The sequence below is a fragment of the Bradyrhizobium sp. CCBAU 51765 genome (assembly GCF_015291725.1).
Lineage (GTDB): Bacteria > Pseudomonadota > Alphaproteobacteria > Rhizobiales > Xanthobacteraceae > Bradyrhizobium > Bradyrhizobium liaoningense.
The window spans coordinates 2,373,845-2,399,169 of record NZ_CP030038.1 but is presented as its reverse complement, the minus strand read 5'-3'; the positions used below and the strand labels follow the sequence as shown (position 1 = coordinate 2,399,169).

24 protein-coding genes and 1 pseudogene are annotated in these 25,325 nt (G+C 62.5%); 8 read left to right on the top strand and 17 right to left on the bottom strand.

Annotation, left to right across the window (positions count from 1 at the left end; translation table 11 throughout):
* Positions 1-14 precede the first annotated feature (14 nt).
* Complete coding sequence (locus tag XH96_RS11330; RefSeq protein WP_194392562.1) at positions 15-1,376, top strand: LLM class flavin-dependent oxidoreductase; 1,362 nt, start codon at positions 15-17, stop codon at positions 1,374-1,376.
* A gap of 54 nt (positions 1,377-1,430) precedes the next feature.
* On the top strand, positions 1,431-3,227 hold the full coding sequence (locus XH96_RS11325; RefSeq protein ID WP_246790048.1) for an ABC transporter permease subunit: 1,797 nt from the start codon (positions 1,431-1,433) through the stop codon (positions 3,225-3,227).
* Positions 3,228-3,332: 105 nt separating this feature from the next.
* Here XH96_RS11325 and XH96_RS11320 read toward each other — a convergent pair whose 3' ends face one another.
* Complete coding sequence (locus XH96_RS11320; protein ID WP_194392561.1) at positions 3,333-3,578, bottom strand: hypothetical protein; 246 nt, start codon at positions 3,576-3,578, stop codon at positions 3,333-3,335.
* A gap of 538 nt (positions 3,579-4,116) precedes the next feature.
* A pseudogene (locus tag XH96_RS11315) lies at positions 4,117-4,332 on the bottom strand (winged helix-turn-helix domain-containing protein); the annotation flags it as partial.
* A gap of 723 nt (positions 4,333-5,055) precedes the next feature.
* Between XH96_RS11315 and XH96_RS11310 the strand changes: the two are divergent.
* The 5 genes from XH96_RS11310 (at position 5,056) to XH96_RS11290 (ending at position 10,164) form a co-directional block, all read left to right on the top strand.
* On the top strand, positions 5,056-5,325 hold the full coding sequence (locus tag XH96_RS11310; protein WP_194392560.1) for an AMP-binding protein: 270 nt from the start codon (positions 5,056-5,058) through the stop codon (positions 5,323-5,325).
* A gap of 653 nt (positions 5,326-5,978) precedes the next feature.
* Positions 5,979-6,152 carry a hypothetical protein gene (locus tag XH96_RS11305; RefSeq protein WP_194392559.1) on the top strand — a complete coding sequence of 58 codons (174 nt, stop codon included), beginning with the start codon at positions 5,979-5,981 and terminating at the stop codon, positions 6,150-6,152.
* 304 nt (positions 6,153-6,456) lie between these two features.
* The gene (locus tag XH96_RS11300) at positions 6,457-6,600 is read left to right on the top strand and encodes a hypothetical protein (protein ID WP_194392558.1); all 144 of its coding nucleotides are present in this window, start codon (positions 6,457-6,459) and stop codon (positions 6,598-6,600) included.
* 203 nt (positions 6,601-6,803) lie between these two features.
* Positions 6,804-7,118, top strand: a complete 315-nt coding sequence (locus tag XH96_RS39815) for an alpha/beta fold hydrolase (RefSeq protein WP_194392557.1) — start codon at positions 6,804-6,806, stop codon at positions 7,116-7,118.
* 112 nt (positions 7,119-7,230) lie between these two features.
* Positions 7,231-10,164: a winged helix-turn-helix domain-containing protein gene (locus XH96_RS11290; RefSeq protein WP_194392556.1), complete on the top strand. Its 2,934-nt coding sequence runs from the start codon at positions 7,231-7,233 to the stop codon at positions 10,162-10,164.
* On the opposite strand, the gene XH96_RS11285 is transcribed toward XH96_RS11290, so the two are convergent.
* The 14 genes from XH96_RS11285 to XH96_RS11220 all read right to left on the bottom strand — a co-directional run bounded on the left by XH96_RS11285 (position 10,133) and on the right by XH96_RS11220 (position 23,451).
* Positions 10,133-10,603: a hypothetical protein gene (locus XH96_RS11285; protein WP_194392555.1), complete on the bottom strand. Its 471-nt coding sequence runs from the start codon at positions 10,601-10,603 to the stop codon at positions 10,133-10,135. The genes XH96_RS11290 and XH96_RS11285 overlap by 32 nt on opposite strands.
* Before the next feature lie 11 nt (positions 10,604-10,614).
* Positions 10,615-12,942 (bottom strand): xanthine dehydrogenase family protein molybdopterin-binding subunit, encoded by a 2,328-nt coding sequence (locus XH96_RS11280; protein ID WP_194392554.1) that lies wholly within the window; start codon positions 12,940-12,942, stop codon positions 10,615-10,617.
* A complete protein-coding gene (locus XH96_RS11275; protein WP_194392553.1) occupies positions 12,939-13,418 on the bottom strand; it encodes a (2Fe-2S)-binding protein in 480 nt (159 codons plus the stop codon). Before XH96_RS11275 ends, XH96_RS11280 begins: the two co-directional genes overlap by 4 nt.
* Positions 13,415-14,341 (bottom strand): xanthine dehydrogenase family protein subunit M, encoded by a 927-nt coding sequence (locus XH96_RS11270; protein WP_194392552.1) that lies wholly within the window; start codon positions 14,339-14,341, stop codon positions 13,415-13,417. The genes XH96_RS11275 and XH96_RS11270 overlap by 4 nt, the downstream gene beginning before the upstream one ends.
* 179 nt (positions 14,342-14,520) lie before the next feature.
* Positions 14,521-15,411, bottom strand: coding sequence for a polysaccharide deacetylase family protein (locus XH96_RS11265; RefSeq protein ID WP_194392551.1), 891 nt, complete (start codon positions 15,409-15,411; stop codon positions 14,521-14,523).
* A 17-nt stretch (positions 15,412-15,428) separates the two neighbouring features.
* The gene (locus tag XH96_RS11260; RefSeq protein ID WP_194392550.1) at positions 15,429-16,418 is read right to left on the bottom strand and encodes an amidohydrolase family protein; all 990 of its coding nucleotides are present in this window, start codon (positions 16,416-16,418) and stop codon (positions 15,429-15,431) included.
* Positions 16,419-16,429: 11 nt separating this feature from the next.
* Positions 16,430-17,134, bottom strand: a complete 705-nt coding sequence (locus XH96_RS11255; protein ID WP_194392549.1) for an ABC transporter ATP-binding protein — start codon at positions 17,132-17,134, stop codon at positions 16,430-16,432.
* Positions 17,127-17,885, bottom strand: coding sequence for an ABC transporter ATP-binding protein (locus XH96_RS11250; protein ID WP_210337874.1), 759 nt, complete (start codon positions 17,883-17,885; stop codon positions 17,127-17,129). The genes XH96_RS11255 and XH96_RS11250 overlap by 8 nt, the downstream gene beginning before the upstream one ends.
* Before the next feature lie 57 nt (positions 17,886-17,942).
* Positions 17,943-19,202 carry an ABC transporter substrate-binding protein gene (locus tag XH96_RS11245; protein ID WP_194392547.1) on the bottom strand — a complete coding sequence of 420 codons (1,260 nt, stop codon included), beginning with the start codon at positions 19,200-19,202 and terminating at the stop codon, positions 17,943-17,945.
* Positions 19,203-19,205: 3 nt separating this feature from the next.
* Positions 19,206-20,210, bottom strand: coding sequence for a branched-chain amino acid ABC transporter permease (locus tag XH96_RS11240; RefSeq protein WP_194392546.1), 1,005 nt, complete (start codon positions 20,208-20,210; stop codon positions 19,206-19,208).
* Positions 20,207-21,067: a branched-chain amino acid ABC transporter permease gene (locus tag XH96_RS11235; RefSeq protein WP_194392545.1), complete on the bottom strand. Its 861-nt coding sequence runs from the start codon at positions 21,065-21,067 to the stop codon at positions 20,207-20,209. The genes XH96_RS11240 and XH96_RS11235 overlap by 4 nt, the downstream gene beginning before the upstream one ends.
* Positions 21,064-21,960: a polysaccharide deacetylase family protein gene (locus XH96_RS11230; protein ID WP_194394103.1), complete on the bottom strand. Its 897-nt coding sequence runs from the start codon at positions 21,958-21,960 to the stop codon at positions 21,064-21,066. Before XH96_RS11230 ends, XH96_RS11235 begins: the two co-directional genes overlap by 4 nt.
* 2 nt (positions 21,961-21,962) lie before the next feature.
* A complete protein-coding gene (locus tag XH96_RS11225) occupies positions 21,963-22,682 on the bottom strand; it encodes a fumarylacetoacetate hydrolase family protein (RefSeq protein WP_194394102.1) in 720 nt (239 codons plus the stop codon).
* A 10-nt stretch (positions 22,683-22,692) separates the two neighbouring features.
* Positions 22,693-23,451, bottom strand: a complete 759-nt coding sequence (locus tag XH96_RS11220) for a cysteine hydrolase family protein (RefSeq protein WP_194392544.1) — start codon at positions 23,449-23,451, stop codon at positions 22,693-22,695.
* Positions 23,452-23,609: 158 nt separating this feature from the next.
* Between XH96_RS11220 and XH96_RS11215 the strand changes: the two genes are divergently transcribed.
* Entirely contained in the window at positions 23,610-24,344 is a 735-nt protein-coding gene (locus XH96_RS11215; RefSeq protein WP_194392543.1) for a GntR family transcriptional regulator, read from the top strand.
* A gap of 6 nt (positions 24,345-24,350) precedes the next feature.
* On the opposite strand, the gene XH96_RS11210 is transcribed toward XH96_RS11215, so the two are convergent.
* Positions 24,351-25,299 (bottom strand): IS630 family transposase gene (locus tag XH96_RS11210; RefSeq protein ID WP_194394098.1). Its coding sequence is split into 2 segments (ribosomal slippage): positions 24,351-24,962 and positions 24,964-25,299, totalling 948 coding nucleotides; the frame shifts between segments, so codons are not numbered across the junction.
* Positions 25,300-25,325 lie beyond the last annotated feature (26 nt).

Genomic DNA, 25,325 nt, shown 5'->3' with positions numbered 1-25,325 from the left:
ATCGAGGGACGGTCATGAGCAAGAAGAAGCAGATGGTGATCGGTGCGTTGGTGCACGCCAACGGATCGCACGCGGCATCCTGGTTGATGGACGAGGCGCGGCCGCACGCCTCGACCGATATCGACTACTACCGCGAGATGGCGCAACTCGCCGAACGCGGCAAGTTCGACTTCTTCTTCATCGCGGACACGCCGGCCGCGCGCACCGAAAATCTGAGAGCCTGGAGCCGGTCGCCGCTGTTCATGAACGTCCTGGAGCCGATCACGCTGCTTTCGGCCATCGCGGGGGCGACGACCCGTATCGGCCTCGGAGCGACCGCATCAACCAGCTTCTACGAACCCTATAATGTCGCCAGGCTGTTCTCCTCACTGGATCATATCTCGCATGGCCGCGCCGCCTGGAACGTGGTGACGTCCGCAAACGACTATGCGGCGCGCAATTTCGGTCTCGAACGACTACCCCCGCACGCCGACCGCTACACCAAGGCGAAGGAGTTTCTCGAAGTCGTCGAAGCACTCTGGGACACCTGGGAAGACGGCGCCTTCGTCTACGACAAGGAGACGTGCCAGAGCTTCCTGCCCGAGAAGCAGCATCTGGTCGACCACAAGGGCAAGTACTTCACCGTGCATGGCGCGCTCAACATCGAGCGCTCGCCGCAGGGCCGCCCGGTCATCATCCAGGCCGGCGCGTCCGACACCGGTCGGGATTTCGCGGCCGAGCATGCCGAAGTGGTGTTCGGGTCGAGCGGCAATCTCGATGCCGCCAAAGCCTTCTACAGCGATCTCAAGGCGCGGATGGCCAAGTTCGGCCGTCGGCCAGACGATCTGAAGATCGCCTCGGGAATCTCGGTCGTGATCGGCGATACCGAGCAGGAGGCTCGCGACAAGCTCGATCGCTGGCAGGACCTCGTTCATCCCGATGTCGGCATCTTGCGCCTCGGACAGGATCTCGAAACCGACCTGTCGGATCTCCCGCTCGACGAACCCGTGCCGGTCAGCCGGATTCCGGCGACATCAAACCTCCACAAGGCCTATTTCGACGAGATCGCCGGCTTGATCCGCCAAGGCCTGACCTTGCGCGAGATCGCGCGTCGATTCAATCGCGCCAAGGCAACGTTCTGCGGCACCGCGACCCAGGTGGCCGATCACATGGAAGCCTGGATCGAGGCGGGTGCCTGCGACGGGTTCATGATCTCGTTCGTGGCGCTGCCGAGCACGATGACGGACTTCGTCGAGAAGGTGGTCCCGGAGCTGCAGCGACGCGGACGGTTCCGCCACGACTATGAAGGACGAACCCTCCGCGAGCACCTTGGCCTGGCACGGCCTGAGAACCGCCACACCTCATTGACGTCCACACCGATTGCCAAACGCGCATAGGCTGAGATGACCGAGCTCCGACGGATCGAACGAAAGCACTGAGTGATGGCCGACATGGCGTCTCTCGGAATTGCCGAGCAACCGCACGCGAAGATGCGCAAACGCAAGCTCGATCCGCTGTGGCTGGCGCTGCCCGGCCTCGGCTTCCTGGTCTTGTTTCTGGTCTGGCCGACCGCACAGATGTTGTCCGTGAGCGTGATGGACAAGGTCACCGGAGCGCTGACTTTCGCTCCGTTCCTGCGGATCTGGAGCGGCGGCCCCTATCTCGCCGTGCTGTCGACGACATTCCAGGTCGCGTTCTGGACCACTGTGCTCTGCCTGGTGCTTGGCTATCCCCTCGCCTATTGGCTGTCGCAGAAGCCGGCCCGACAGCAGCGCAGCGCCGCCTTGTTCGTACTGCTGCCGTTCTGGACCAGCGCGCTGATCAAGAACTTTTCCTGGCTGGTGCTGCTCGGGCGCAACGGGATCGTGGCGAAAACCATGACCGCGATCGGCCTGAAGGGCGGAGATCAATTGCTGTTCGGGCGCGCCACCGTCATCTTCGCCATGGTGCACACGCTGCTGCCGCTCGCCGTCATCACGATGTTGCCGGTCATGAACCAGATCGACCGCCGCCTGACGATGGCGGCATCGACACTTGGCGCCAACGGCGCGCGCGCGTTCTGGCAGGTGTTCTTCCAGCCCTCGATACGCGGCGTTGCTTCGGCAGGCCTCCTCGTTCTTGTGGCCTCGCTCGGCTTCTTCATCACGCCGGCGCTTGTCGGCGGCGCCAAGGAGACCATGATCGGGCAGCTCATCATCCTGCAGATCAACGAGCTGCAGAACTGGCAGCTCGGCAGCGCGCTCGCCGCGATCCTCCTGGTCTCGACCATCACAATCTGCTTCATTTACGATCAGATCTTCGACCTGTCGGCGGTGACGACGGGTCATGGGCGACCAACGAAAGCCAACGGCCCAATGCGCCGTGCCGGGCTTGCCATCGTCAACGCCGCCGGTCTGATCTGCGGCACGATCGAGGAGATCTGGAAGCGCAATATCCGCGGCCTGCGCGGAGGCGTCCTGCTTTCAATCTACGCCTGGGTCATGATCGCCTTGCTGCTGGCGCCGATCATCGCCTTTGTCCCGATGGCCTTCACCGGCTCGACCTTTCTGTCGTTTCCACCGCCGAGTTGGAGTGCCCGCTGGTTCGAGCAGTTCTTTGCCTCCCCGCTCTGGCTTGGCGCAATGACCCGTTCATTCGGCATCGGGTTCGCGACGGCGGCCATCACGCTGCTGATCGCGTCGATGGCGGCCTACGGGGTCGCCAGGACTCGCAGCCGGCTGGGCGGCATCGCGTTCCTCCTCTGCCTCTCACCGATGATGGTCCCGTCCATCGTGATCGCAATCGCGCTGTTCTATCTGTTCGCGCGGGTGGGGTTGGTGGCAAGCAACGTTGGCATCACCATCGGCCACACGGTTATCGCCATGCCCGTGGTGTTTATGGTCATGCTGGCGACCTTCAAGGGGTATGACTGGAATCTCGATGCGGCGGCCTCGACGCTCGGCGCCGGACGACTGCGCACGTTCTGGCGCATCACGTTGCCGCTGGTGGCTGGCGGCCTCGCCGTCGGCTTCGTAACCGGCTTTCTGCAATCGTTCGAGGAACTGACGGTCGCGCTGTTCGTCGGTGGTGGCATCAAGTCGACTTTGCCGAAGCAGATGTGGGATGGGATTCTGCTGCAGGTCAGCCCCGTCATCGCCGCAGCGTCAGTCGTCGTGCTCATTGTCGTGATCGTTATGTTTGCGATTATCGAGTTCGTTCAGGCGCGCCGCTCGCCTTCGTCCGGCCCCGCGGCTACCGGGAATTCTTGAGGCGCGCGACCGCCGTCCGAGAGCGCTGCGCTCCACCGTCCAGAATCCGCGGTTCAAACAGCGCCTGTTTGAAGGACCTCTGCGTTGCTGAAGAACAGTGGCGCATCACAAAAATCGCGGGCCCTCGCGGGTAACCTTGCCAAGCCGCGAATCACCGTGCAGTTCCTTGAAGTACCGGATGGCTTGCTCTGCCACCGTCACCATGTTGGCATTTGGCTTGTTAGCATTGTGCGCCGAACCACCGACAGCCGCCATGGCAAACGCGGGGCGGCCGTCGAAAAAGGCGACCAGCGCGCTGGATGCCGCCGCGCAGCTCCGTTGCAGTATCACGTCCTCGGGCGAGCCCTGCACTGGAGCAGGCACCCCACTGGGCGCGCTGCCGGTGTCCCACAGGCGCTTGCCCGACAGGGGCGGTGAACGCTACGGGATCAGAAACGTCTCGTGTGACGAACGTCGCGGCGGGGGCATTCTTTCCGTTGGCCCTCAGGCTAGAAACCGGCCATGCCAACGTGGCGGCTGCGACAGTGGTTACGCTGAGTCTGATTAGTATCATCAGCTCTCCTCTCCCTTTGAAGGCGAACATGCCCGTGCCGCGCATAGGAGAGATCGGCTACGCGACGATTTCGTCGGTACTGAATGCAGCTACCGGCGAAACCGATGCAAAAGAAACCGAACCGCTAGTCCTATGTTGTCGGCCCAATGGATTGACTGGCGCGAATGCGATAAATGTCCGTCCTATCTGATTGAGATCACCCGGCCGGACCTGCGGCGTACCTCCCCCGATCGAGTTCCAACAGCACCATCCGGAACAGTGCGAAGCGGCTTTCCGGAAAGATCACGCGCACCCAACATCTGTAGCGCCTTGACGATTCATTCTAATCTCATCGCTCTAGAACGGCTCTACGGCAACCGCGAAGATGTAGCCAACTCCCCGCTCGGTCTTGATGACGCGTGGCGAACTCGGGTCGACCTCCAGCTTACGCCGCAGCCGCAACACTTGAACGCCTATGCTGCGATCGAATATGTCCTCGTGAACGCGAGTCGACTGGAGCAGATGCTCTCGGGCCAGAGGACGCTGCGGTGCTTCGAGAAAGGCAAGCAATAGTGTGGTCGTCATCGACAACGACGATGTGACCGGCGTCTATGGACATGATTCCCTTTCGCGTTATGCGTCCGTCCCGGTCCTCCGCTGACACATCTGCCTAGCCTCGACCGGCGGAGGACGCCAGAAGTCCGGAGCAGCCGTAACTTTTGCTGCCGGTCGCCCGTGGCAGGATCGGTCGGGAGCCTGGCGTTGACGACGGGAAATTCGTGTGGCCAGCGACTCCCGCGCCAATACCGCAGATTCTCCTTGCCGAGCCACAAATCCTCGCTGGGAAACCGACCACCGATGGCTTGAGCGGGTAGCGCTGCTCAACGCTGATTTATACATTCCATGCTCGTGGGCAATCGGCCGCTGCCGTAATCGAATGCAACTGAAGTCAAAAAGTCGCGATTTGCTGGGAAGACAATCAGACTGTGAGTGCTTCGCTATTCAAAAGATAGCCGCGCCGCTGCGACACTCATTTGTTGGAATGCAGCCGAGCTAGTGTTCGGGTGCGAATCGGACCAACCGGGCGCTTCGCGTTCCTTTATGAAAATTTGCAATTAATAACGTGCCATTCGGCATCAGGAACGCTAAGCGTCAGTCGTTCGATGTCGCGCGCATCGCGTGCGCGGTCGGAAGTAGTGCCGGTTTTGTGCGAAGCAGACCCGCAATGTCGTCGGATGACCCCTTAGGATGTCCTGGTGTCGCTATGAATGCGTTAGGTCTAACCCGATCCTCGCCATGAAGGCGCAGTCGCGTCCGAACGAAACTGCATTCGTGTTCGAAGGCGAGGGGTGGACCTACCGGCGTGGGTATTCGGAGGCAATCGCCCTTTCAACAGAGCTGCTGGAGAATGGGGTCAGGGCAGGCGATCGGGTCGCGCTGCATCTGAATAACGGCCCGGAGATGATTGCTGCTTGCTACACCTGCTTCACTATCGGCGCGCTATTGCTGCTCCATTGCGTGGCGCCATCAAGTTCCGTGAGCTCGCGACTCTGTTGCGACGTTTGAAGCCGACCGTCAAAGGCCGTGTGTAGATAGACAATCGCGGAACAAGGGAAATCCAAAATGAGTACTTCGCAAGTCAGGAGTTGCGATCAGGAATCGGGTCCGAAGCGCGTCTTGGCGAAGCCGCGTCGCAGTGAGCCGCGGGAGAGAAAAGCGTCGCTGGCCTCCACAGGCTGGATGACGACACGCTTCGAGCGTTTGGCTGGGCCGAGCGCGATCTCATCGAGCAGATGATACGGTACTGCGTCGATTGTTGATCATGAGGCGCCTCTGAAAAGGATCGATCTATATGGGGATCCGACGAATCTATCGCGGAATGAACGGTTGAAATGGCCGATCGCGCCATCGGGTAGAGACCAACATGCCGTCGCCGCCGATACAAATCGGGAGAAATGCCAATGCTGATGAAACTGGACTTGCGGAAGGCGAGCCGCACACAAGCTGTCTTGATCTATCGCTCACGGCCGCGAACTGAATCAGATAATGGCATTATGCGTTCGCGCAGCAGGATGCCAATATTGCACAATAGGCGGACGGCGGATGCGTGTGGAGAGTTCAGCGACATGTCGAGCACGCAGAGGTCGGTGAGTGCAAGGGACCGGGCCGCTCCTCGCGAGTTCGCAAGGACGGTGCGACGCTACATAATGGGAGCCTCGATGGGCATGACTGCAAAAGTATCGCGCTTCATCTCCCAGGCGGCGCTCTGGGTGCTCGCGGGCGGCTATTCGGCTGACGCAAAAGCGCGCCAGCGGTACGAAGCGCTTTGTAATAGTTCGATGGGGTCACCACAAGGCTCGGCCGAGAACGGTGTCACGGCTCGAGCTCTATGAGAACGCCGAAGGGCGTCTTCATGGAGACGGCTTCGACGAGTGAGCCGGCCCCCTAAGCAGAGGCGTCGCCAGATAGCGATCTGAAAGGTGGCGCCGCAACCTCCCGATCTGCGGGATGTCATCACGCTCTCGTCATTGACGGACACCTGCTGGCCCCGCATCAAGCCGCAGTGCTCTGCTGGACGTCACATCTTCAGAAGTTGCCCCAATTCAATGCGCTCCGGCACGACGGAGACGCCGAGGGGAGCTCGTCAGAGCCAATGGTCTGACGCATATTGCCCGCCTTTATGCCAGGGCAGTCGGCGTGGATGAGGCCGACGTCTGCCTCAATCCGATGCCGCTGTCACACCGCTGGATGCGGACTGGCCACCTTGGGCGCCTTGCAAGCGGCGCATGCCATGTGCTGGCGTTCGATCCCGCGGCGATCCTTGGTCTGATGGAGCAGTGAAGCGCAACAATGATGCTCTTGCTTGCCTACGATGCTCGGCCGGTTGTTGGACCGTCCCGATCTGACGCATAGAGACGTGCGCTCGTTGGACTGCCCCCGCCACACACGGAAGTGAAAATCATTGATTTGGATGACGGCTGGACAGTCCCCATTGATGTCACTGGGCATCCGTCTTCTATGACGAGTTCGGTGCCGGCCCGCCGGTGCTGCTTTTGCACGGCGGGTTTGCGAATTCAAGCTACCGTGCCCTGCAAGCGCGGGCGCTCGTGCATTCGTCGTATCGGGTCATTCTCGTCGACAGCCGCGGCCATGGGCGCAGCACTAGGCATGACCGTGGCTTCAGCTATGATCTCGTGGCGGACGCAGGTGCCCGTCTAGGTGGTGGACGGCGAATAATATGGGGGCATCAAGCGATAGCATACAGAGCACATTGCGGAAGCAATTCCTGGTGCCTATTTGCTGATATTGCCGAAGGTCAGCCATTTCGCGTTCACGCAGGCTCCAGGCACGTCCATTGACGCGCTAGAGAGGTTCTTGGCGACGGAAGGTGTGCGTGTTGGGATCAGGGACCGCCGCTACGTGGGTAGGAACTCTGTGCGGCGTGAGACGAGTAGTATTGTCGAGTGATAGATGGTGGAAAGTTCAACGCGGCAAGTCGACCGGCTGAAATTCGGCCCATATCGTCTCTGGCCCGATGAGCGGCGTCTGTGGCGCGGTGCGGACGAGGTCAAGCTCGTTGGACGCGCTTTCGACCTTTTGGTCGCCCTCGTGAAAAATGCCGGCGCTGTCATGGGCCATCGCGACCTGATGGCTTTGGCATGGCCGAACGTCTTTGTCGATGAGAGCAATCTGCGCGTGCATGTCGCTGCGCTGCGCAGCCTTTTCGCGCAGCACGACAACGAAGAGTCCTATATCACTACTGTACCACGGCGGGGATACAGCTTCGTGGCGCGTGTGGAACCGGACGAGAGTCCAAGCGTGGACAAGTCGAGGTCGCCCGCTGAGAAGATGCCGAGCTTTGCCGACACGTTCCCGGCACGGCTTCACCGCATGGTCGGTCGAACGGTGGAGATGTCCGCGATCCTGGATATGCTTCGATCTGGCCGCTTGGTCAGCATCGTTGGGGCGGGCGGCATCGGGAAGACGGTTCTCGCCATAGCCGTCGCACACCGCCTCATGGGCGAATTCGACCGCGCGATCGCGTTCGTCGATCTCAGTACGGCGACATGCGCCGAGCATGTCGAGCTCAGCATCGCCGAAGCGCTTCGACTGGCGCCCACGTCCGACGACGTTCTCGGCGAGATTCTGGCGAGCATCCGGCATATGCGGGCGCTGATCGTCCTGGATAATTGCGAGCATCTCATTGCGTCAGCATCCTCCGCTGTCGAGCGGTTGATGGAAGGGGCTCCCGAATTGCGCATTCTTGCGACAAGCCGGGAGACCCTTCGCGCAGACGGTGAAGCAGTGTATCGCTTGAGCGGGCTGGCTCATCCTCCATGCAAGCAGGAGATGACAGCCGCGAGCGCGATGGAATGGCCTGCCGTTCGGCTGTTTTTGGATCGGGTCGCCGCGAGTGGCTATCAGCGTGAGATCACCGACATAGAGGTGTCCACCATAGCGTCGATCTGCCGTCGTCTCGAGGGCGTACCCCTTGCCATCGAGCTCGCCGCCGGCCGAGTGGCCAGTCATGGTGTCGAAGGAACAGGCCAACTTTTCGATCATCGATTTGGCTTGATGTGGCGCGGTCGTCGTAATGCAGCTCGCCGGCACCAAACGATGAACGCGGTATTGGATTGGAGCTATGATCTGCTCCGCGAGCGAGATCAACTAATATTGACGCGCTTATCCATCTTCGTCGGACCGTTCACCGTGACCGCCGCTGAAGATGTCGCCGGCGAAGATGGAATCCGCCGAGATGATGTTGCCGATGCCCTCGTGAGCCTGGCCGAAAAATCGCTTATCCGAGAGGACATGGTGAAGGGAGGACTTCACTATCGTCTGTTCGGTCTGACGAGGGCGTACGCGTTCGCACGGCTTGAGCGGAGCGGTAATTACGACTCGGTTGCCCGTCGTCATGCAGCCTACGTCGCGAAGTGGATCACTGCGCTGCAAGGACCGACGGGGAGCAGGGAGGCAGTTGCTGAAGAGGACATTGTCGGCCTGATCGCGAATCTGCGTTTAGCTCTAAGCTGGAGCTTTTCGCGGTCGCCCGACCGGGAAGGGGCACCTGACCTGGTGGCCAAGGCCGTTCCACTGCTCTTGAGGCGGTCACTCCTGAGAGAGTGTGGCCTGTGGTGCGAGCGGGCCCTTGCCGTTCTTGATGGATTGGGGGGCAGCGCCGAAACAGAGCTGACATTGTGGGAGGGACTTGGTGCCTCGAACATGTTCATGCGCGGCAACTCGCAGCAAATCCAGCATTTGATCGAGCGCGGACTCACAATTGCGCGGCAATTGAAGGCGAGCGAGCAGGAATTGCGTTTGTTGTCGGCCATGCACATCTTCAAGGCCCGGATCGGCGATGTTCACGGCATACATGAAATCTCATGTCGAGCGTCGAAATTGGCGGCGTCGACATCGCGGGATGATCTGTCTGCAATGACCAAATGGATGAAGGCGACCGCCTACCACCTCAGCGGTAATCAGGCGAGGGCACAGAGCTGTTGTGAATCTGCTCTCAAATGTTCGTTGAGTGTCCCGGTATCACGCTTCAACGCATTTGGCTATGATCAACGCATCCGCGGTCTCATCGTTTTGGTGCGGACATTGTGGCTCCGCGGCTTTTGGGATCAGGCGTCCCGCCTGTCTCACGAGGTTATACGCGAGGCCGTCGATCGACAGCAGCCGGTTGCAGTGTGCATCGCGAACATCTATACGGCAACCACCGCCATCTGGTCGCATGATCTTGACACTGCGGCGCGACGCGTCGATGGGGTTATCGCTTGTGCAGAGGAGAACTCCTTGGAACCTTACCTCGCGGTAGGGGTCGGGATGCGCGGGCAAATCGCGGCCTTGAGGGGCAACCTCGATCTGGGCATCGAGGAGTTGACCGCGGCGATGTCGGTGCTGCAGACCGAAAGGCACGAGGTGCTCAACACGCAATTCTCGTGCAGCCTTGCCGAAGCCATGGCTGCCGGGGGAGAGCATGACGAGGCTCTGAGAGTGCTCAACGAAGCTTTGAAGCGGGCCAAGCGCAACGGAGAGCTCTATCTTCTTCCGGAGATGCGTCGCGCGCGTGGCGATATCGTCAGCAGAGCCGGGGAGCCATATCAACAGATCGCTGAGCATCATCTTCGCCACGCCATGATCGAAGCACGGCGCCAGGACGCCAAGGGCTGGGAATTGCGTGCAGCCGTCTCTCTTGGCCGCTTCCTGCTCGCGCAGGGACGCGCGCACGAGGCGGCTGTCGTCGTCGGCGAGGCGGTGGCCGGCTTTGACGAAGGGGCTGGTGAGCCGATCATGGGAGCGGCTCGTTGTCTTATCTCCGGGGCCCGCCAGTGGGACACGTCTGGCTCGCCGGCCCAATTAAGCAATCCTATCGGCCGGCCGCGAAGCTGTTTGACCTAACCAGCCCTGATTCCATGGGCGCGGCCTGAGGTGGCCCGGAAGGCGAAGATGACCCAAAAACGCTCGACTTCGTCAGCGTCATGCCCTGTTGAACGAAGAAGGTCGGCAGCCACGTCACGAAGCCGAAGATCAGGGTATTGATCACGATCAGAACGATCGACCCGAGGATCAGGCAGGGCAGCTGGACCGGCCCGAACAATTCCGCCGCGCCGAAGCTCTTGACTGCGGCCGTGGGCGGCAATGGTGGCAAGGCGGACGCACCACACTCCTTCTCGATTTCGGTGACGATGGTCCTCCGCCTCATGCCGGCTCCGATAAGCCGGAATATTTGCTTCTGGAACGCTGAGATCGGCAAGCGGTCGAGCCTGGCGCCCGACTGAACCGACATCATCGCCGAGGCTGCCGTCAAAGGCGCCGTATCTGCCACCACGCTCATCATTTCCCCCTGCTTTATTTTCTGGCTTGGTCGATCCATTCCACGATCTGTTCCGGTGAGACCGGATGCATCGTGACGAATGGCGCCTCTGGCCCTAGCGCATCCTGGATGGCGGAGATTACGCAGGCCGCCGCGGGTATCGTGCCGCCCTCGCCGGCGCCCTTGGCTCCGATCGGGTTGCGCGGCGACGGCGTCTCGATGTGATGGATCTCAATATCCGGCATCTCGGCAGCGCCTGGCAGCAGGTAATCTGCATAGGTCGCGGTCAACGGCTGCCCCGCCTCGTCGTGCCGCATATGCTCGAACAAGGCGTTGCCGATGCCGTGCACGACCCCGCCCCTGATCTGGCCATCGACGATCAGCGGATTGATCAATCTTCCGCAATCATGCGCGACCACGTAGCGGGTGATCCGGGTATCACCGGTTTCAGGATCGATTTCGACTTCGCAGGCCTGAGACCCGTAGGCGAAGGCGAGCTGGTTCGCGTCGAAATAGCCGGTTGCGGCCAGGTCCGGCTCGACGCCGGCAGGGATCGGCACGCCGGCTGAGCCGGACAGAACCCGTGCAATGGTCGATAACGGCACGTTCATGTCGGGCACGCCGACGACGCGAACCTGCCCGTTCTCGATCTCCAGATCGTGCTCGCCCGCCTCGAGCATATGGGCGGCAACCTTGATCGCCTTGTCGCGCACCTTGCGCGCAGCGATCTCGACCGAAGACCCCGCGGTGACGGCCACGCGGCTCGCAATCGTGGAGATCCCGAGCGGAAAGATGCGGCTGTCGGCGGCCTTGACGGTCACCTGGGACAGATCGACCCCAAGCGCATCGGCGGCGATCTGGGCCAACGTCGTCGCATGCCCCTGGCCCTGGCTCGCAGCGCCCGTCGCGACCACCACCTTGCCGGCCGGCGTGACGCGGACCGAGGCGCCCTCGAACGGCCCAAGCCCGGTGTCCTCGACGCAAGACGCGAAGCCGAGGCCGAGCAGACGGCCTCGAGTTGCAGCTTCGGCGCGGCGCTCCTCGAAGCTGGCGGCATCGATCTTGTCGACCACGAGCGACAGCGCCCTTGCGTAATCTCCGCTATCATATGCGACCGGTGAGCCGTCGCGCATCTTACCGCCCGTGACATACGGCATCTGTTCGGCGCGGACAAAACTGCGGCGGCGTACCTCCTCGCGCGGCAGATTCAGACGTCGGGCAATGGTATCGGCGAGGCGCTCCAGCACGAAGGCGGCGTTGGGTCGGCCGGCGCCCCGCACCGGCGATGTCGGCACCAGATTGGTCAGCACGACGTCGATCGACAAATCGAACGCGGCAAGGGCGTAAGGGCCCGGAAAGGACGCCAGCGCCGTGGTCGGCAGAATGAGACCATAAGGCGCATAGGCGCCGTTGTCGTGAATGCAGCGGCCGCGCACGCCCAACATGCGGCCGGCCGCATCGCAGGCGACCTCCAGCGACCAGAACTGGTCGCGCTGCTGCGTTGTTGCAAGGAAGTGCTCTTGTCGGTCTTCGATCCACTTGACCGGATGGCCGCAGGCGAGCGCGGCAAGTGCGACGGCGAATTCTTCCGGGTACACGTTGGCCTTGGGCCCAAACCCGCCGCCGACGTCCGGCGCCGTGACGCGAATATCGGCTTCATCGTGGCCGAGATACGTCGCTAGATGCCGCCGCACCATGTAAGGCGACTGCGACGAGGTCCAGAGCGACAGTTCGCCTGATCGCGGCTCCGGCGCCGCGACGACGCCGCGACATTCCATCGCGTGGCAGCCCCCGCGATGGATTTCGAACGTCTCGCTGAACCGATGCGCCGCGGCGGCGAAGACCGCGTCGACATTGCCATGGGACCCGCGCAGCGTGGCGATCACGTTGCTGTCCCGGCCCGAATGGGCCCGCGGCGCGCCGTCCGCGATGCCTTGGCGTGCGTTTGCGACCACTGGAAGATGCTCGATGTCGAGTTCGATCGCCGCCAGCGCGTCCTCGGCCTCGGCGCGACTGTCGGCGAGAACCATCGCGATCGCCTCGCCCACGTAGCAAACCTCGTCGCTCGCAAGCGGGCTGCAGGTGATCGGGGTCTTCAACAGCGGATGAGGCGCCATCGCCGGCATCGGCCCTGCGCCGAACCCGGCCAGATCGGCCATCGCATAGACCGCGCGCACGCCCGGCATCGACAGGGCTGCTGTCGAATCAAGATGTCGGATGCGGCCGTGAGCGACCGACGATCGCAGGAAGACGGCATGAAGCATGCCAGGCAGGACGATGTCGTCGACATAGGTCCCCCTGCCCGCGAGAAGGCGGGGATCTTCGAGGCGCGGAACGGCGGCACCGAAATAGCGCGTGCTCATCGCGTCCCCCTGCGCGCTTTGGCTGCATCCAGCGCCGCATCGACGATGGCCTGATAGCCGGTGCAGCGACAGAGATTGCCCGACAGCACGTCCCTGACCTGCTCGCGCGTCGGCGAAGCTTCGACGCGCAGAAGAGCCTCGATCGTCATCAACATGCCCGGCGTGCAGAAGCCGCATTGCAGCGCGTGACGATCACGGAAGGCCTGCTGGAGTTCCGAGAGCGCCTCCGGCGTTCCCAGACTCTCGACTGTCTCCACTTCCGCCCCATCGGCTTGAACGGCGAGCATCAGGCAGGCGCGCGCGGGCCGTCCATCCACGATGATCGTGCAGGCGCCGCACACCCCATGTTCGCAGCCGACATGCGTACCGGTCAGCCCGATGGCCTGACGCACGAAATCGGCAAGGTTGACGCGGGCCTCGACCTCGGCCTCGACGGCTTGACCGTTGACGGTCAGACTGATTTTCCGGGCGCTCATACCGCTTCCCTCGCGAGGCGGACGGCCTCGGTGAGCGCGCGCCGGGTCACGACGCCGGCAAGGCGTCGCCGATAAGCGGCGGAGACATGCACGTCGGCCATCGCATCGAGCGCGCTCGCCTGGGCGGCGGCTTCGGCCAGCAGCGTCTCGCTGAATGTCTGGCCCACCAGCATCTGCTCGGCTTCAGCCAGCCGGACCGGCGCAGGCTCCACGCCGAACACGACGATCGCGGCCCGCCGGATGCGAGCATCTTTAGCAAATTCGAGCAACGCGCCCGCGCCGGCGATGGCGAAATCGCCGCGCCTGCGCGCATATTCGCTGAAACCGTAGCCGTGCCCGGCCGGCCAGCGGCGCAACCTTATCGACTGCAGATATTCCCGCTCTTCGAGCGCCGACTCGAGATAACCCTTGAACCAGTCGCCGACCTTCACGACGCGTGCGCCGTTTGGACCCGCGACGTCGAACTCGGCATCGAACAGCGCGCACAAGGCCGGCAATTCCGCCGCTGGATCCAGATGGCAGCAGCTTCCTCCGATCGTGCCGCGTGAACGGGTCTGGAAGTGACCGACATGAGCCAGCGCCTCGCGAATGATCGGCGCCGATGCGGCGAGGTCCGCGGATGCCTGCAGATCGCACTGCCGCGTCATGGCCCCAAGCACAACGTCGTCCGCGGAAAGGCGGATGCCGGCAAGATCCGGAATGCGGTTGATGTCGATCAGGTGGTCGGGTGCGACCACACGGAAATTCAACATCGGCACCAGCGACTGGCCACCCGCCAAAAGCTTGGCGTTCTCGAGCTCTGCGAGCAAGCCGATCAGATCATCGCGGCTGCGCGGATCGTGATAGGCAAAGGGGGGCGCCTTCATCGCTGGCTCCTTACGGCACGATAGGCGAGCGCGCCGATAACACGCGCTCGCGCGCACGGCCGGCGTGGCGCGTGAAAATGCGCCCCGCACGCCTTCCGTCGCACTCCTGCAGCGCTGTGATGATCTCGCAGTGCTCGGCGATCAGCGCTTCCTGCCGGTGGCCTGCCTCGCTGCTGCTGATGCTTACAATGCAAGCCATCGAATATTTCCTGTCCTGACACGGCAGCGTCGCCGGCCTAAGCCGGCATTTGCGAGCGATACCAATCTAATATCTCGGCCCCGGTCCACATCACGACACCGTCGCGGCCGAGAATGTAGTCGTAGAGCATCTCGAGATATTTTATCCGGTGCGGCACACCCGTCAAATATGGGTGGATGGAAATGGCCATGACGCGCGGCGCCTTGGCGCCATCGAGATAGAGCCGGTCGAATTGATCCCGGCCGCGACGCAGGATTTCGTCCGAGGGCTGCTGCTGTACCGCGCTGATGACGACGTCATTGATTTCGACCGTGTAGGGAACGGAGATGATGTCGCCGTGGCGCGTCTTCAGCGGGATCGGCTGCTCGTCCAGCACCCAATCCGCGACATATTCGATGCCGGCTTCAGCCAGCAGGTCCAGCGTCTCGTCCGTCTCTGTGAGGCCCGGGCTTTCCCAGCCGCGGGGCGGCCTGCCGGTGAATTTCGTGATCGCAGCGATCGTGTCGGCGATCGCCGACTTCTGGTCCTCGACCTTGTGCATCGGCTTCTGCACGAAGCCGTGCCCCATGAAATCCCATCCCGCGTCCCGCGCCGCCTCGCATGCTTCGCGATAGAGCTCACAGACGGAACCGTTGAGCGCGAAGGTCGCCTTCAAATTCCGGCTGCCAAGCACGTCCAGAAAACGCCAGAAACCGACGCGCATGCCGTATTCGTGCCAGGCCCAGTTGGGAACGTCAGGCAGCAGCGGCTGTCCCATCGGTGGCGGCAGCACAGCGCGCGGCATCGCACCGTTAGGACTCCAGTTCTCCACATTGACGATGGTCCACACCGCCACCCGCGCATCGTTTGGGAGCTTGAGCGACGGTCTACGGTGGATCGGGCTGTAGGACAGCCGGTTGCGGAGACTGTTGCCGACGGGCTCGGACATCTCTTACTCCTTTTCATTCAACCTTCGCACAGTAGCTTCAGCGCTGTGCCGCAGCAGATGCATTGACGCTCCAGCGGCGTGATCGCCGGCACCGCCTCGATCGTCGCACCGGGATCGGCGTCGGCCATATCGAAGGGGGCGTCGGTTCCGATGCAGACGTGATCGGCGCCGACAAGATCGATCAGGTAACGCAGCGCCTTCGGTTCGAAAACCAGGCTGTCGAAATAGATCCGCTTGAGCAAGTCCTTGGGCGAGGATTTGCTGATGCCGTTGGCTTCGCTGCGGACCGCGTGTCCGTGCACGAGCCGGCCGATCTGGTACGGCGCAAAGCCGCCGCCATGCGCCAGGACGAGCTTCAGGTCGGGCAGTTCGTCGAGCCGGCCGGAGAACATGAGATTGGCCAGCATCACCGTCGTGTCCAGCGGATTGCCAATGAGATTGGTGAGATAATAGTTTTCGAGCCCGCTCTTCGCGCCGACATAGTAAGGATGCGCAAAGACAAAGACGTTGAGCTCGCTGGCGCGGCGCAGCAGCGGACGGAAACGCTCCTCGGCGAGCTGCGCACCCTCGATCGAAGTGCCGATCTCCACGGCCTTGAAGCCGTAGGCGCGAACGACGCGCTCGAGTTCGGCGACGGCGGCATCCGGATGCTGCATCGGCACGGTCGCCATGCCGCGCAATCGGGCGGGCTTGGCGCCGACCATGTCCGCCACGCCGTCATTGACGAGGCCGGCGACTTCGAGCGCGAGATCGGCATCGGCCCAATAATAGAACATCGGCGGCGCCGGCGAGATCACGGAGATGTCGATGCCCTTGCGGTCCATGGCGGCGAGCTTGGCGTCCGTCTGGCGAAATTCCTCGAACAAGGGATAGACGTAGCCCTGGTCATGAATGATCTTGCGCGCAGGCCCCCCGCCTTCGACACGCGCACGGAAGCGCTTGGGATCGGCGGCGATGGCGCTGACGATGCGATCCGGAATGACGTGGCTGTGGATATCGATCTTCATGCAGTCGGGTCTCAGTGCACGCCGAGGAAGCGTATGAGTGATTGTGGATTATCGACCAGGGCCGACGCATCCGCCTCGTGGACGATCTTGCCGGTCTCGATGACATAGACGCGGTCTGCGACCGCAAGTGCGCTGTAGAGGTTCTGTTCGACCAGCAGGATCGCCAGGCCCGCCTCCTTCAGCCGCGCGATGATGCCTTCCAGATGCTGGACCATGACGGGCGCCAGTCCTTCCGAGGGTTCGTCCATCAGGATGAGCTCAGGGTCGATCATCAGCGCGCGCGCCACGGCGAGCATCTGCCGCTCGCCGCCCGAGAGCTGGTTGCCGCGGTGCTGACGCCGCTCGGCCAGCCGCGGGAACAGCTCCATGACGCGATCGACGGTCCAGCCGTCGCGAGCGCGGACGGATTTGATCATGGTGAGATGTTCGGTAACAGTGAGCGAGGGGAACAGCCGCCGCCCTTGCGGCACAAGCGCGATCTTGCGCCCGGCGATCTCGTGCGACGTCATCCCGGTGAGGACTTCGCCCTTCCACGCCACACTGCCCCGGCGCACCTGGGGCGCCGACAAGCCCATCACCGAGCGGATCAGGCTGGTCTTGCCCATGCCGTTGCGGCCAAGCAGCGCGACCACCTCGCGGTCGCGCACCGTGAGCGAGGCCCCCTGCACCACATGGGCCTCGCCATAGAAACTGTGAAGATCGCGGATCTCAAGCATGACGGTGTGCCTTGCCGAGATAGACGTCCTGGATGTCAGCGTTGCCGCGGATCTCTGCCGGCGCCCCCTCGGCCAGGAACCGACCGTTGTTGAGACAGGTTACCCAGTCCACCAGGGAGAGCACCAGGTCCATATCGTGCTCGATCAGGACGATGGTGATCTCCGCCGGCAGACTGCGGATGACGTCGGCGACGATGACGCGCTCGGCCGGCGAAAGGCCGGCGGCGGGCTCGTCGAGCAGCAGCAGCCGGGGATTCGGCGCCAGCGCCATCGCCATCTCGAGCTGTCGCTGCTCGCCATACGACAATTCGCTCACCAGCGATCTTGCACGTGCACCGAGCCGTGACAAACCGAGGGCGCGGTCGGCCTGGCCGCGTTCGGCATCGGTCAGCCCGCCCGAACCAAGCAGCGAAAATTTGCGCGGCGTCAGGCCGCAAAGCGCGAGCTGCATGTTCTGCTCGACCGTCAGGCTCGGAAACAGGTTGGTGATCTGGAAGGTGCGGCTGATGCCGCAAGCGGCTCGGCGGTGAGGCGGCATCCTCGTGATGTCGCGGCCATCGAATTCGACCCGGCCGGACGTCGGCGGTACCACGCCCGTGATGGCGTTGAACAGCGTGGTCTTGCCGGCACCATTGGGGCCGATGATGGCTCGTCGCTCGCCACGCCTGACCCGCAGGGTCACGTCGTCAACCGCCTTCAACGCGTAGAAGGAGACGCCGACGTGATCAAGCTTGAGGATGGTGTCCGGCACGCGCATTCTCATCAATTGGCAGAACGTGGCGGCCAGCTAGCCGCCGCCTCGATGGTCTCAGGTCTTCTTGATGCCCTGGAAATCCCGCGAATAGGGCGGCTGCTTCATGTAGGTCGCGGGGTCGTACTTCCAGAACTGCGACACCTGCGGATAGCCCCCGATCGGGACATTCCAGAATTTTCCGTCCTTGTTCTTCATGGTCTTGCGGATGACGACGTCGTAGACGGGATTGCCGTAATCATCGAAGCGAACCGGCTTGCCGAGCGGGCTGTCCGGAAGGTCGGTCTTGAGCACGGTGTCGAGGAAGACATCGCGGTCTTCGACCTTGCCGTTGATCGCGTTGATCGCCTTGGCCACCCACATCGCGCCGACATAGTGCGAGAAGGCGTAGAGCGAGGGGATCTTGCTGAACTTGTCCGAATAGGTCTTGACGAACGCCTGGGTGGCCGGCAGATCGGCGCCCTCGGCAAAATGGGCGGAGGTGACGATCCCCTCGCACTCGGCGCCCATCGTCCTGATGACGGACTGGTCGGTCGCGTTCTGCGATCCCAGCAGGGGTATCTGATCCTTCAGACCGAAGCTCGCATATTGCTGGATCAAGCGCGTGGCGTCTGCGCCGGTCTGCATCGCGAACACGACGTCAGCCTTCACACCCGCCACCTGACCAAGATAGGGGCTGAAATCGGACGTGTTCAGCGGATGCCAGAACTGGCCGACCACAGTGCCGCCGCCTTCCGTGAACGTCTGGGCGAAGCCGCCGCACTGCTCGTGGCCGAAGGTGTAATCCTGCGAGATCATCGCGACCCGGCGGTAACCCTGCTTCAGCGCCCAGTCCGCAAGAGGCCGCGAGAACTGGCTGGCACTGTAACCGCCGGCGCGGATCACGTTCTTGATCCTGGTGCGCTGGGTGAGATCGTCGGCCGCGATCACCGGAATGAAGTACGGCGTCCCGTTGCCCTTGACGTAATTGGCAACGGCAAGGCCGGTGTTGGCCAGAAGATTGCCGAAGAGCATGTCCACCTTGGCCTGCTCGACAAGGCGTCGCGCCTTCTGCAGCGCCGTGTCCGGATTGGAGGCGTCGTCTTCGACGATGATCTCCACCTTGCGGCCGCCCGCCTGACTGCCTGCGCTCTCCCAGAACAGCGAAAAGCCGTCGATGATCTCGCGGCCGCCGGCCGCGACGACGCCGGTCTGCGGCGCCATCAGGCCGATACGGATCGGCGCCGCCTGGGCACGCGCCACGAAGGGGGCGGCTAGAGCACCGGTGCCGGCTGCGAGCGTAAGGCCGGTCGTTTTCAGGAAGCGTCTGCGGTCCATCGTCTAACCTCCGGAATGATTTGGTTTCGGGGAACGGGAACGCCGGCGTGCGAGCAGAAGGCGCGCACGGCCGACCACGCCTTCCGGCGCGAAGATCATGATGAGCACGAAGGCGATCCCAAGCACGCTCGGCCACCGCGCGGTGTAGGCGCTGACGGCGTTTTCCAGGACGATGATGGCGGCGGCTCCCACGAAGGAACCGAGCAACGTGCCGACGCCGCCGGTGATGGCCATCAGCAGAGCGGAGACCGACTGCGACAGCTGCACGGTCGAGGGACTGACGAAATTGTTGAACAGGACGTAGAGACCGCCGGCGACGCCTGCGAAGAATCCGGACAACACGAATGCCACAAACAGGTGGAGCGGAACGTTGTAGCCGAGGCTCCGCATACGACTCTCGGAGTCGCGGATTCCGCGCAAGGTCAGCCCGAACGGCGAGTGGACGAGCCTCCACATCAGCCAGGTCAGTGGCGCGACAATGATGAGCACGGCGTAATAGAAGCTGGCATGGTCTGCGATAAAGGCGGGACGACCGACACCGCGCAGCCCGTTTTCGCCGCCCGTGACCGCCGTCCAGCGCAAGCAGACGCCCCACACGATCATGCCGAGCGCCAGCGTCAGCAACAGGAAATAGACGCCTGACGTACGGATGGCCAACGCCGCGAACACGCCGGCAAGCGCCGTCGCCGCCAGAATGCCGAGGGCGATGCCGATCCAGATGTCGCCGCCAAGCGTCGAGCTCCAGTAGATCGCGACATAACTGGAGACGCCAAAAATAGCGCCATGACCGAGCGAGGTGCGTCCTGCGAATCCCGCGAGAATGTCAATCGACATCGCCAGGACGCTGAAGATCAGGACCTGCGTTACGACAGAGACCTGATAACTCGGCAAGACGGCAGGCAGGACGGCGAGGACCAGCAGCACCATCGCGATCCAGCCGACGGCGCGAGGCCGGCGGAGCAAAGGAGCCGGCGACGATACAGCCGGGGTGAGCGGAGCCGATCTCACGCTGCCCTCCCGAACAGGCCGAGCGGCCGGAACGCCAGCAGCAGCGCCATCGGTCCGAAAATGACGAAATAGGCGAGTTCTGGAAACATCACCTGCCCGATCGCGTTCAAAAGGCCCACCAGCAAGGCGCCGAGCGCAGCGCCCACGAGACTGCCGCGTCCGCCGATGATGACGACCGCGAGCGAGAACACCAGGATCTCAGCGTCGGCACTGGGGTAAAGAGTCAGGAAGGCACCTCCCACCACCCCGCCGAGGCCTGCCAGGGCCGCCCCGAGCATGAATGTACCGAGGAAAACCCGACGGATGTTGATGCCCATGGCTTCGACCATCTCGGGATCGTCGACACCTGCGCGGATCAGCGCGCCGAGCCGCGTCTTGTTGAGGAGCAGCCAGAGCGCGGCAAACACCAGCAGGCCGAGAACCAGAACGAAGATGCGATACTTCGGATACATCACGCCGCCGATCCACATGGCCCCTCTCAGGACCTCCGGGACCGGCACCGAAAACGTGTCTCCGCCCCAGATCACGAGCGAGATGTCGTTGAGAATGAAGGCGACTCCGAGCGTGAGCAGCACCTGACGCAATTCGACGCCGCGCACGAAGCTCAACAGGCCGCGGTCGAGCACCGCGCCCAGCGCTGCGACCAGCACCATCGCCGCCAACGCTCCCACCACGAAACTTCCGCTGGCCTTTGCCGCCGAATAGCCGGCGAGGCCTCCGACCAGATAGAGTGCTCCGTGAGCGAGATTGACGATGCGCAGCAAGCCGAAAATCAAGGTGAAGCCGGACGCGACGATGAAGATCAGCGCCGCGAAGGTCAGGCCGTTCAGGATCTGAAAGAGATTGATCCCCATCATGCCGGAGCGTGATCGTTCAGTGCGTTCGGACGTTGCGACAGGTACCAGTCGTAAATCTGCTCTCCGGTCCAGAACGTCGCATCAGGATGACGCTTGATATGCTCGATTGCGGCTGCGAAGTATTTGAGCCGGTGCGGCGCTCCCATGATGTAAGGATGAACCACCAGCGCCATGATACGGGATGAGGTCTTGGCATCGGCATAGATCTGGTCGAACTGGTCTATGGCACGATCCCGGTATTCCGACGCCTTGTGATGCTGGATCAGCATCATCGCCACGTCGTTGCACTCCTGGGTGTAGGGCACATTCACGATCGGCTTCGTGCGGGTCTTCAGGACCACGGGCTCATCGTCGAGCACCCAGTCGCAGACGTAGTCGAACCCTTCCTCCACCAGGATATCCGGCGTCTCCCAGGTCTCGGTCAGCCCGGGACCCAGCCAGCCGCGCGGTTTCTTGTTCGTAAAGGCGCGGATCGCGTCGCGCGTCTTGCGGATGTCCTCGCGCTCGTCCGGGACCTTCTGCATGTTCTTCTGGCCGAAGCCGTGACCGATGAATTCCCAGCCCCGGTCATGCGCCGCCTTCGCGATCGGCTCATACGTGCCGATCGCCTTGCCATTGATGGCGAGCGCAGCCTTGATAGCGAAGCGGTCCAGCACATCGAGCATGCGCCAGAATCCGACGCGATTGCCGTATTCGTGCCAAGCCCAGTTCGGGATATCGGGCATCGGCGCGCCACCGGCCGGCGGTGTCAGCACCGTTCGCGGCATCGTCTCTTTCGGGTCCCATTCCTCCACATTGACGATCACCCAGACGGCGACACGCGCAGCATCCGGAAGCACCAGCGGCGGCCGGTCCGCGATCGACGAATAGGCCAGACGGTCGGTGGGCAGCATGTTCACGTCTCGCGCGCTCCAATGGTGATGGCAATTCTGCCGACGCCCTCGACCGCTCCGGTGACCCGATCGCCGGGCAATAGAGGCCCGACACCCGCTGGGGTTCCCGTCATCACGAGGTCACCAGGCGCGAGGCGATAGGACGACGACAGGTTGGCGATGATCTCTGGCACGTTCCAGATCATCTGCGAAAGATCGCCGCGCTGCCGTTCGCGCCCGTTGACGTCGAGCGTAATGGCACCCCGCGCGGGATGCGCCACTTCAGCAACGCGATGAATGGCGCCGCAGGGGGCTGACGCGTCGAACGATTTCCCCCGTTCCCATGGCAGCATCTTCGCGCGCATCTCGCGCTGCCGGTCGCGGCGCGTGAGGTCGATGCCCACCGCGTAACCAAAAACGCTTTCCAGCGCGCTGCTGCGCGACAGTTTGCAGCCGCCGGCGCCGAGCGCAACCACGAGCTCGATCTCGAACTGAAAATCGTCCGTATCGGCCGGATAGGGCACGACCGCCCCGTCTTCAACGAGTGCATCCGCCGGCTTCTGGAAGAAGAAAGGCGGGTCGCGCTCGTCGCCTTCCTTCATTTCCCGGATATGCTCGACATAATTCCGGCCGACGCAATAGATCCGGCGCACCGGAAAGCGCTGCGACGACCCTGCGATTGGCAGTGAAGCCGCCGCGACGACGGGAACTGGAAGATCCGGAGCATACGCAGACGACGTCATCGCGGATTTCCTAAGCGGCGCTTCTGGCGACCGGGCCGAAGAGGCTGAGTTGCTGGATTTCACCGGCGTCGAGCACGAAACCAAACGCGGTGCGGATGCAAAGCAGGCCCGCCTCATGCAGCGCTGGACCGTCCATGGTCTCGACGCAATCCTTCACAACGATTACGGCATAGTCGCGCACATTGGCCGCAGTCGTCGTCGCGAGCACGCAGGAGTTGGTATTGACGCCCGTGATCAGCAGCGTATTGACGCCGTGCGCGCGCAGCGTGAAATCGAGATCGGTGCCGAGGAAGCAATCGTAGCGCTTCTTCGTGTCGACAACGAGGTCCCGTTCGCTGTCATAGAGGTCAGGGATGATCGCAACACCCGGCATCCCGCCGATATTGTGCCGCAGCACATTCTTGCGCGTCGCCTTAGGATCCTCAGCGCGCGTCCGCCAGAACGGATTGGAGGCGATTTCAACGACATCGCGATACTGCGTCAGCAGATGGATGACCGGGATCTTGGCGCTACGCGCCCAATCGAACAGGCGCTTGTTGGCCGCGATCACCCGCTGCGCAACCTCCGGCGATGTCGGCATGGTCGCGACGTCCATATCCAGATGACCGCGGTGCAAATCAATCGCGATGATCGCAGCCTTGGGTTGGTCGACGCCGAGATTCATGTGCCGCTTCCTTGGCATCCGGATTGTTGGGCAGGAGACAAACTCACCTGCACCAGTCTGCAATACATTCTGACGACGAGTCAAAGATAATGTATACATTTTCATGCTTGGATTTTGTGCGGAGCACGGTCAATCCATATTCAATCCGGCTCAAAAATACGCCAATATGCGCAAGACCACCTTCGCGCGTAACGACAGACGCCGCTTGAACGGCACCGACGTTTCGCTAGATTGTGTACAAATAAGTTTCGGACCCTTTTCGTATGGCCGCCCTGCCAGCCCCAGAAACGTCATCCTCCACCCGGTTCGAATCCGTGCTCGAGGCGGTTCGCGCTGCCATCCTTGCCGGCGAATTCGAACCGGGCGAACGCCTGCACGAAGTCAAGCTGACGACGCTGCTGGGCGTCTCGCGCACCCCCGTCCGCGCGGCGCTTCAGAAGCTCGCATCGGAGGGACTGCTCGATTACACGCCCAACCGCGGCTATACGCTGCGGGAATTCTCAATCGACGAAGTGATCAGCGCCTATGAAGTGCGAGCCGTACTGGAGGGCCTTGCGGCACGACTCAGCGCCGAGCGTGGGCTGAACGTCAGCGAGATAGGGACCTTACAACAGGCGCTACGGGACGGCGACGATTTGCTTCGCAATGGGCAGATCACCGACGAGCATCGATCCGAGTACAGCCGGATCAATGCGTATTTCCACGTCACGATCCATGCCTCCGCCGGCTCGCGACTCCTCAACGACATGGTCTATTTGTGTCAGCAGGTGCCGGTTTCGTCGCCACGCAATGTCGTCGCGTTTGAAGAAGGCGACGTTCGTCGCCGGCACGAGGATCACCATCGCATCTTCGAGGCGATCGTCGGGCGCGAGCCCTGGCGCGCCGAGATGCTGATGCGAGACCATGTCGCCAGTGTCAAGTCATCTCTGATAAGATCCCTCGCCTCTCCGGCTGCAGTTCAAGCAGCCACGAAGACGGCGCGGCGGCTCCGCCGCTAGAGCGTTTCACATTTTGATTGAAGCATAACCGGCGCTTGCGAAGTAGTTGGCGCATTCGCGAGGCTGGATGTCCTGGACGAGGTGACCGATATGGCGCCAGGTATCCTCGATGGTGCGCTTCTGAGCTTGCCGCATCCAATGTTTGATCTTGGAGAAGGCCTGTTCGATCGGGTTGAGGTCGGGCGAGTATGGCGGCAGGTACCAGAGCCTGGCGCCGGCAGCCTTGATCATCTGCCTGATGGCTTTCGACTTGTGGCTTCCGAGATTGTCGAGAATGACGATGTCCCCCTCGCGCAGGGTTGGCAGGAGAAGGTGCTTCACATAAGCGCGGAAGCATTCGCCGTTGATGGGGCCGTCGAAGACGCAGGGTGCTGTGAGTTGGTCATGGCGGAGTGCGCCGAGGAATGTGAGGGTACGCCAATGCCCGTGCGGGGCGAAGCCACGCAGGCGTGCCCCTTTGGGGCCCCAGCCTCGCAAAGGGGCCATGTTGGTCTTGATCCAGGTCTCATCGATGAAGACGAGCCGACCCGGATCAAGTCCGGCCTGCCAGGATCGCCAACGCTGGCGCCTACGAGAGACGTCGGCGCGAGCCTGTTCGAGGGCGAACAATGTTTTTTTTGAACCGCAGCCCTTCCCGGCGTAGGAACAGCCAGACCGCGTTGTGTGAAACCTTGACCCCACGGGCTGCCAGTTCCGCCTTCAGGCCATGCAGCGTCAGATGCGGCGTCTGAGTGATCCGTTCGACGATGAAGGCGCGATGCGGATCAAGCACAGGCTTGCGGTGACCCCCCATCTTGCCAGGCGCTACCGAACCGGTCGCTCGATAACGCTGTGACCACTTCACAACTGACGAGACCGCAACGCCAAACCGTTCCGCCACAGATCGGCAGCTCTCACCTTTGGCAACAGCGGATACCGCGCGCTTGCGCAAATCGTTGGAAATTGGTCGCACCATCGGATGCTGGCCTCCAGCCCAGCCAG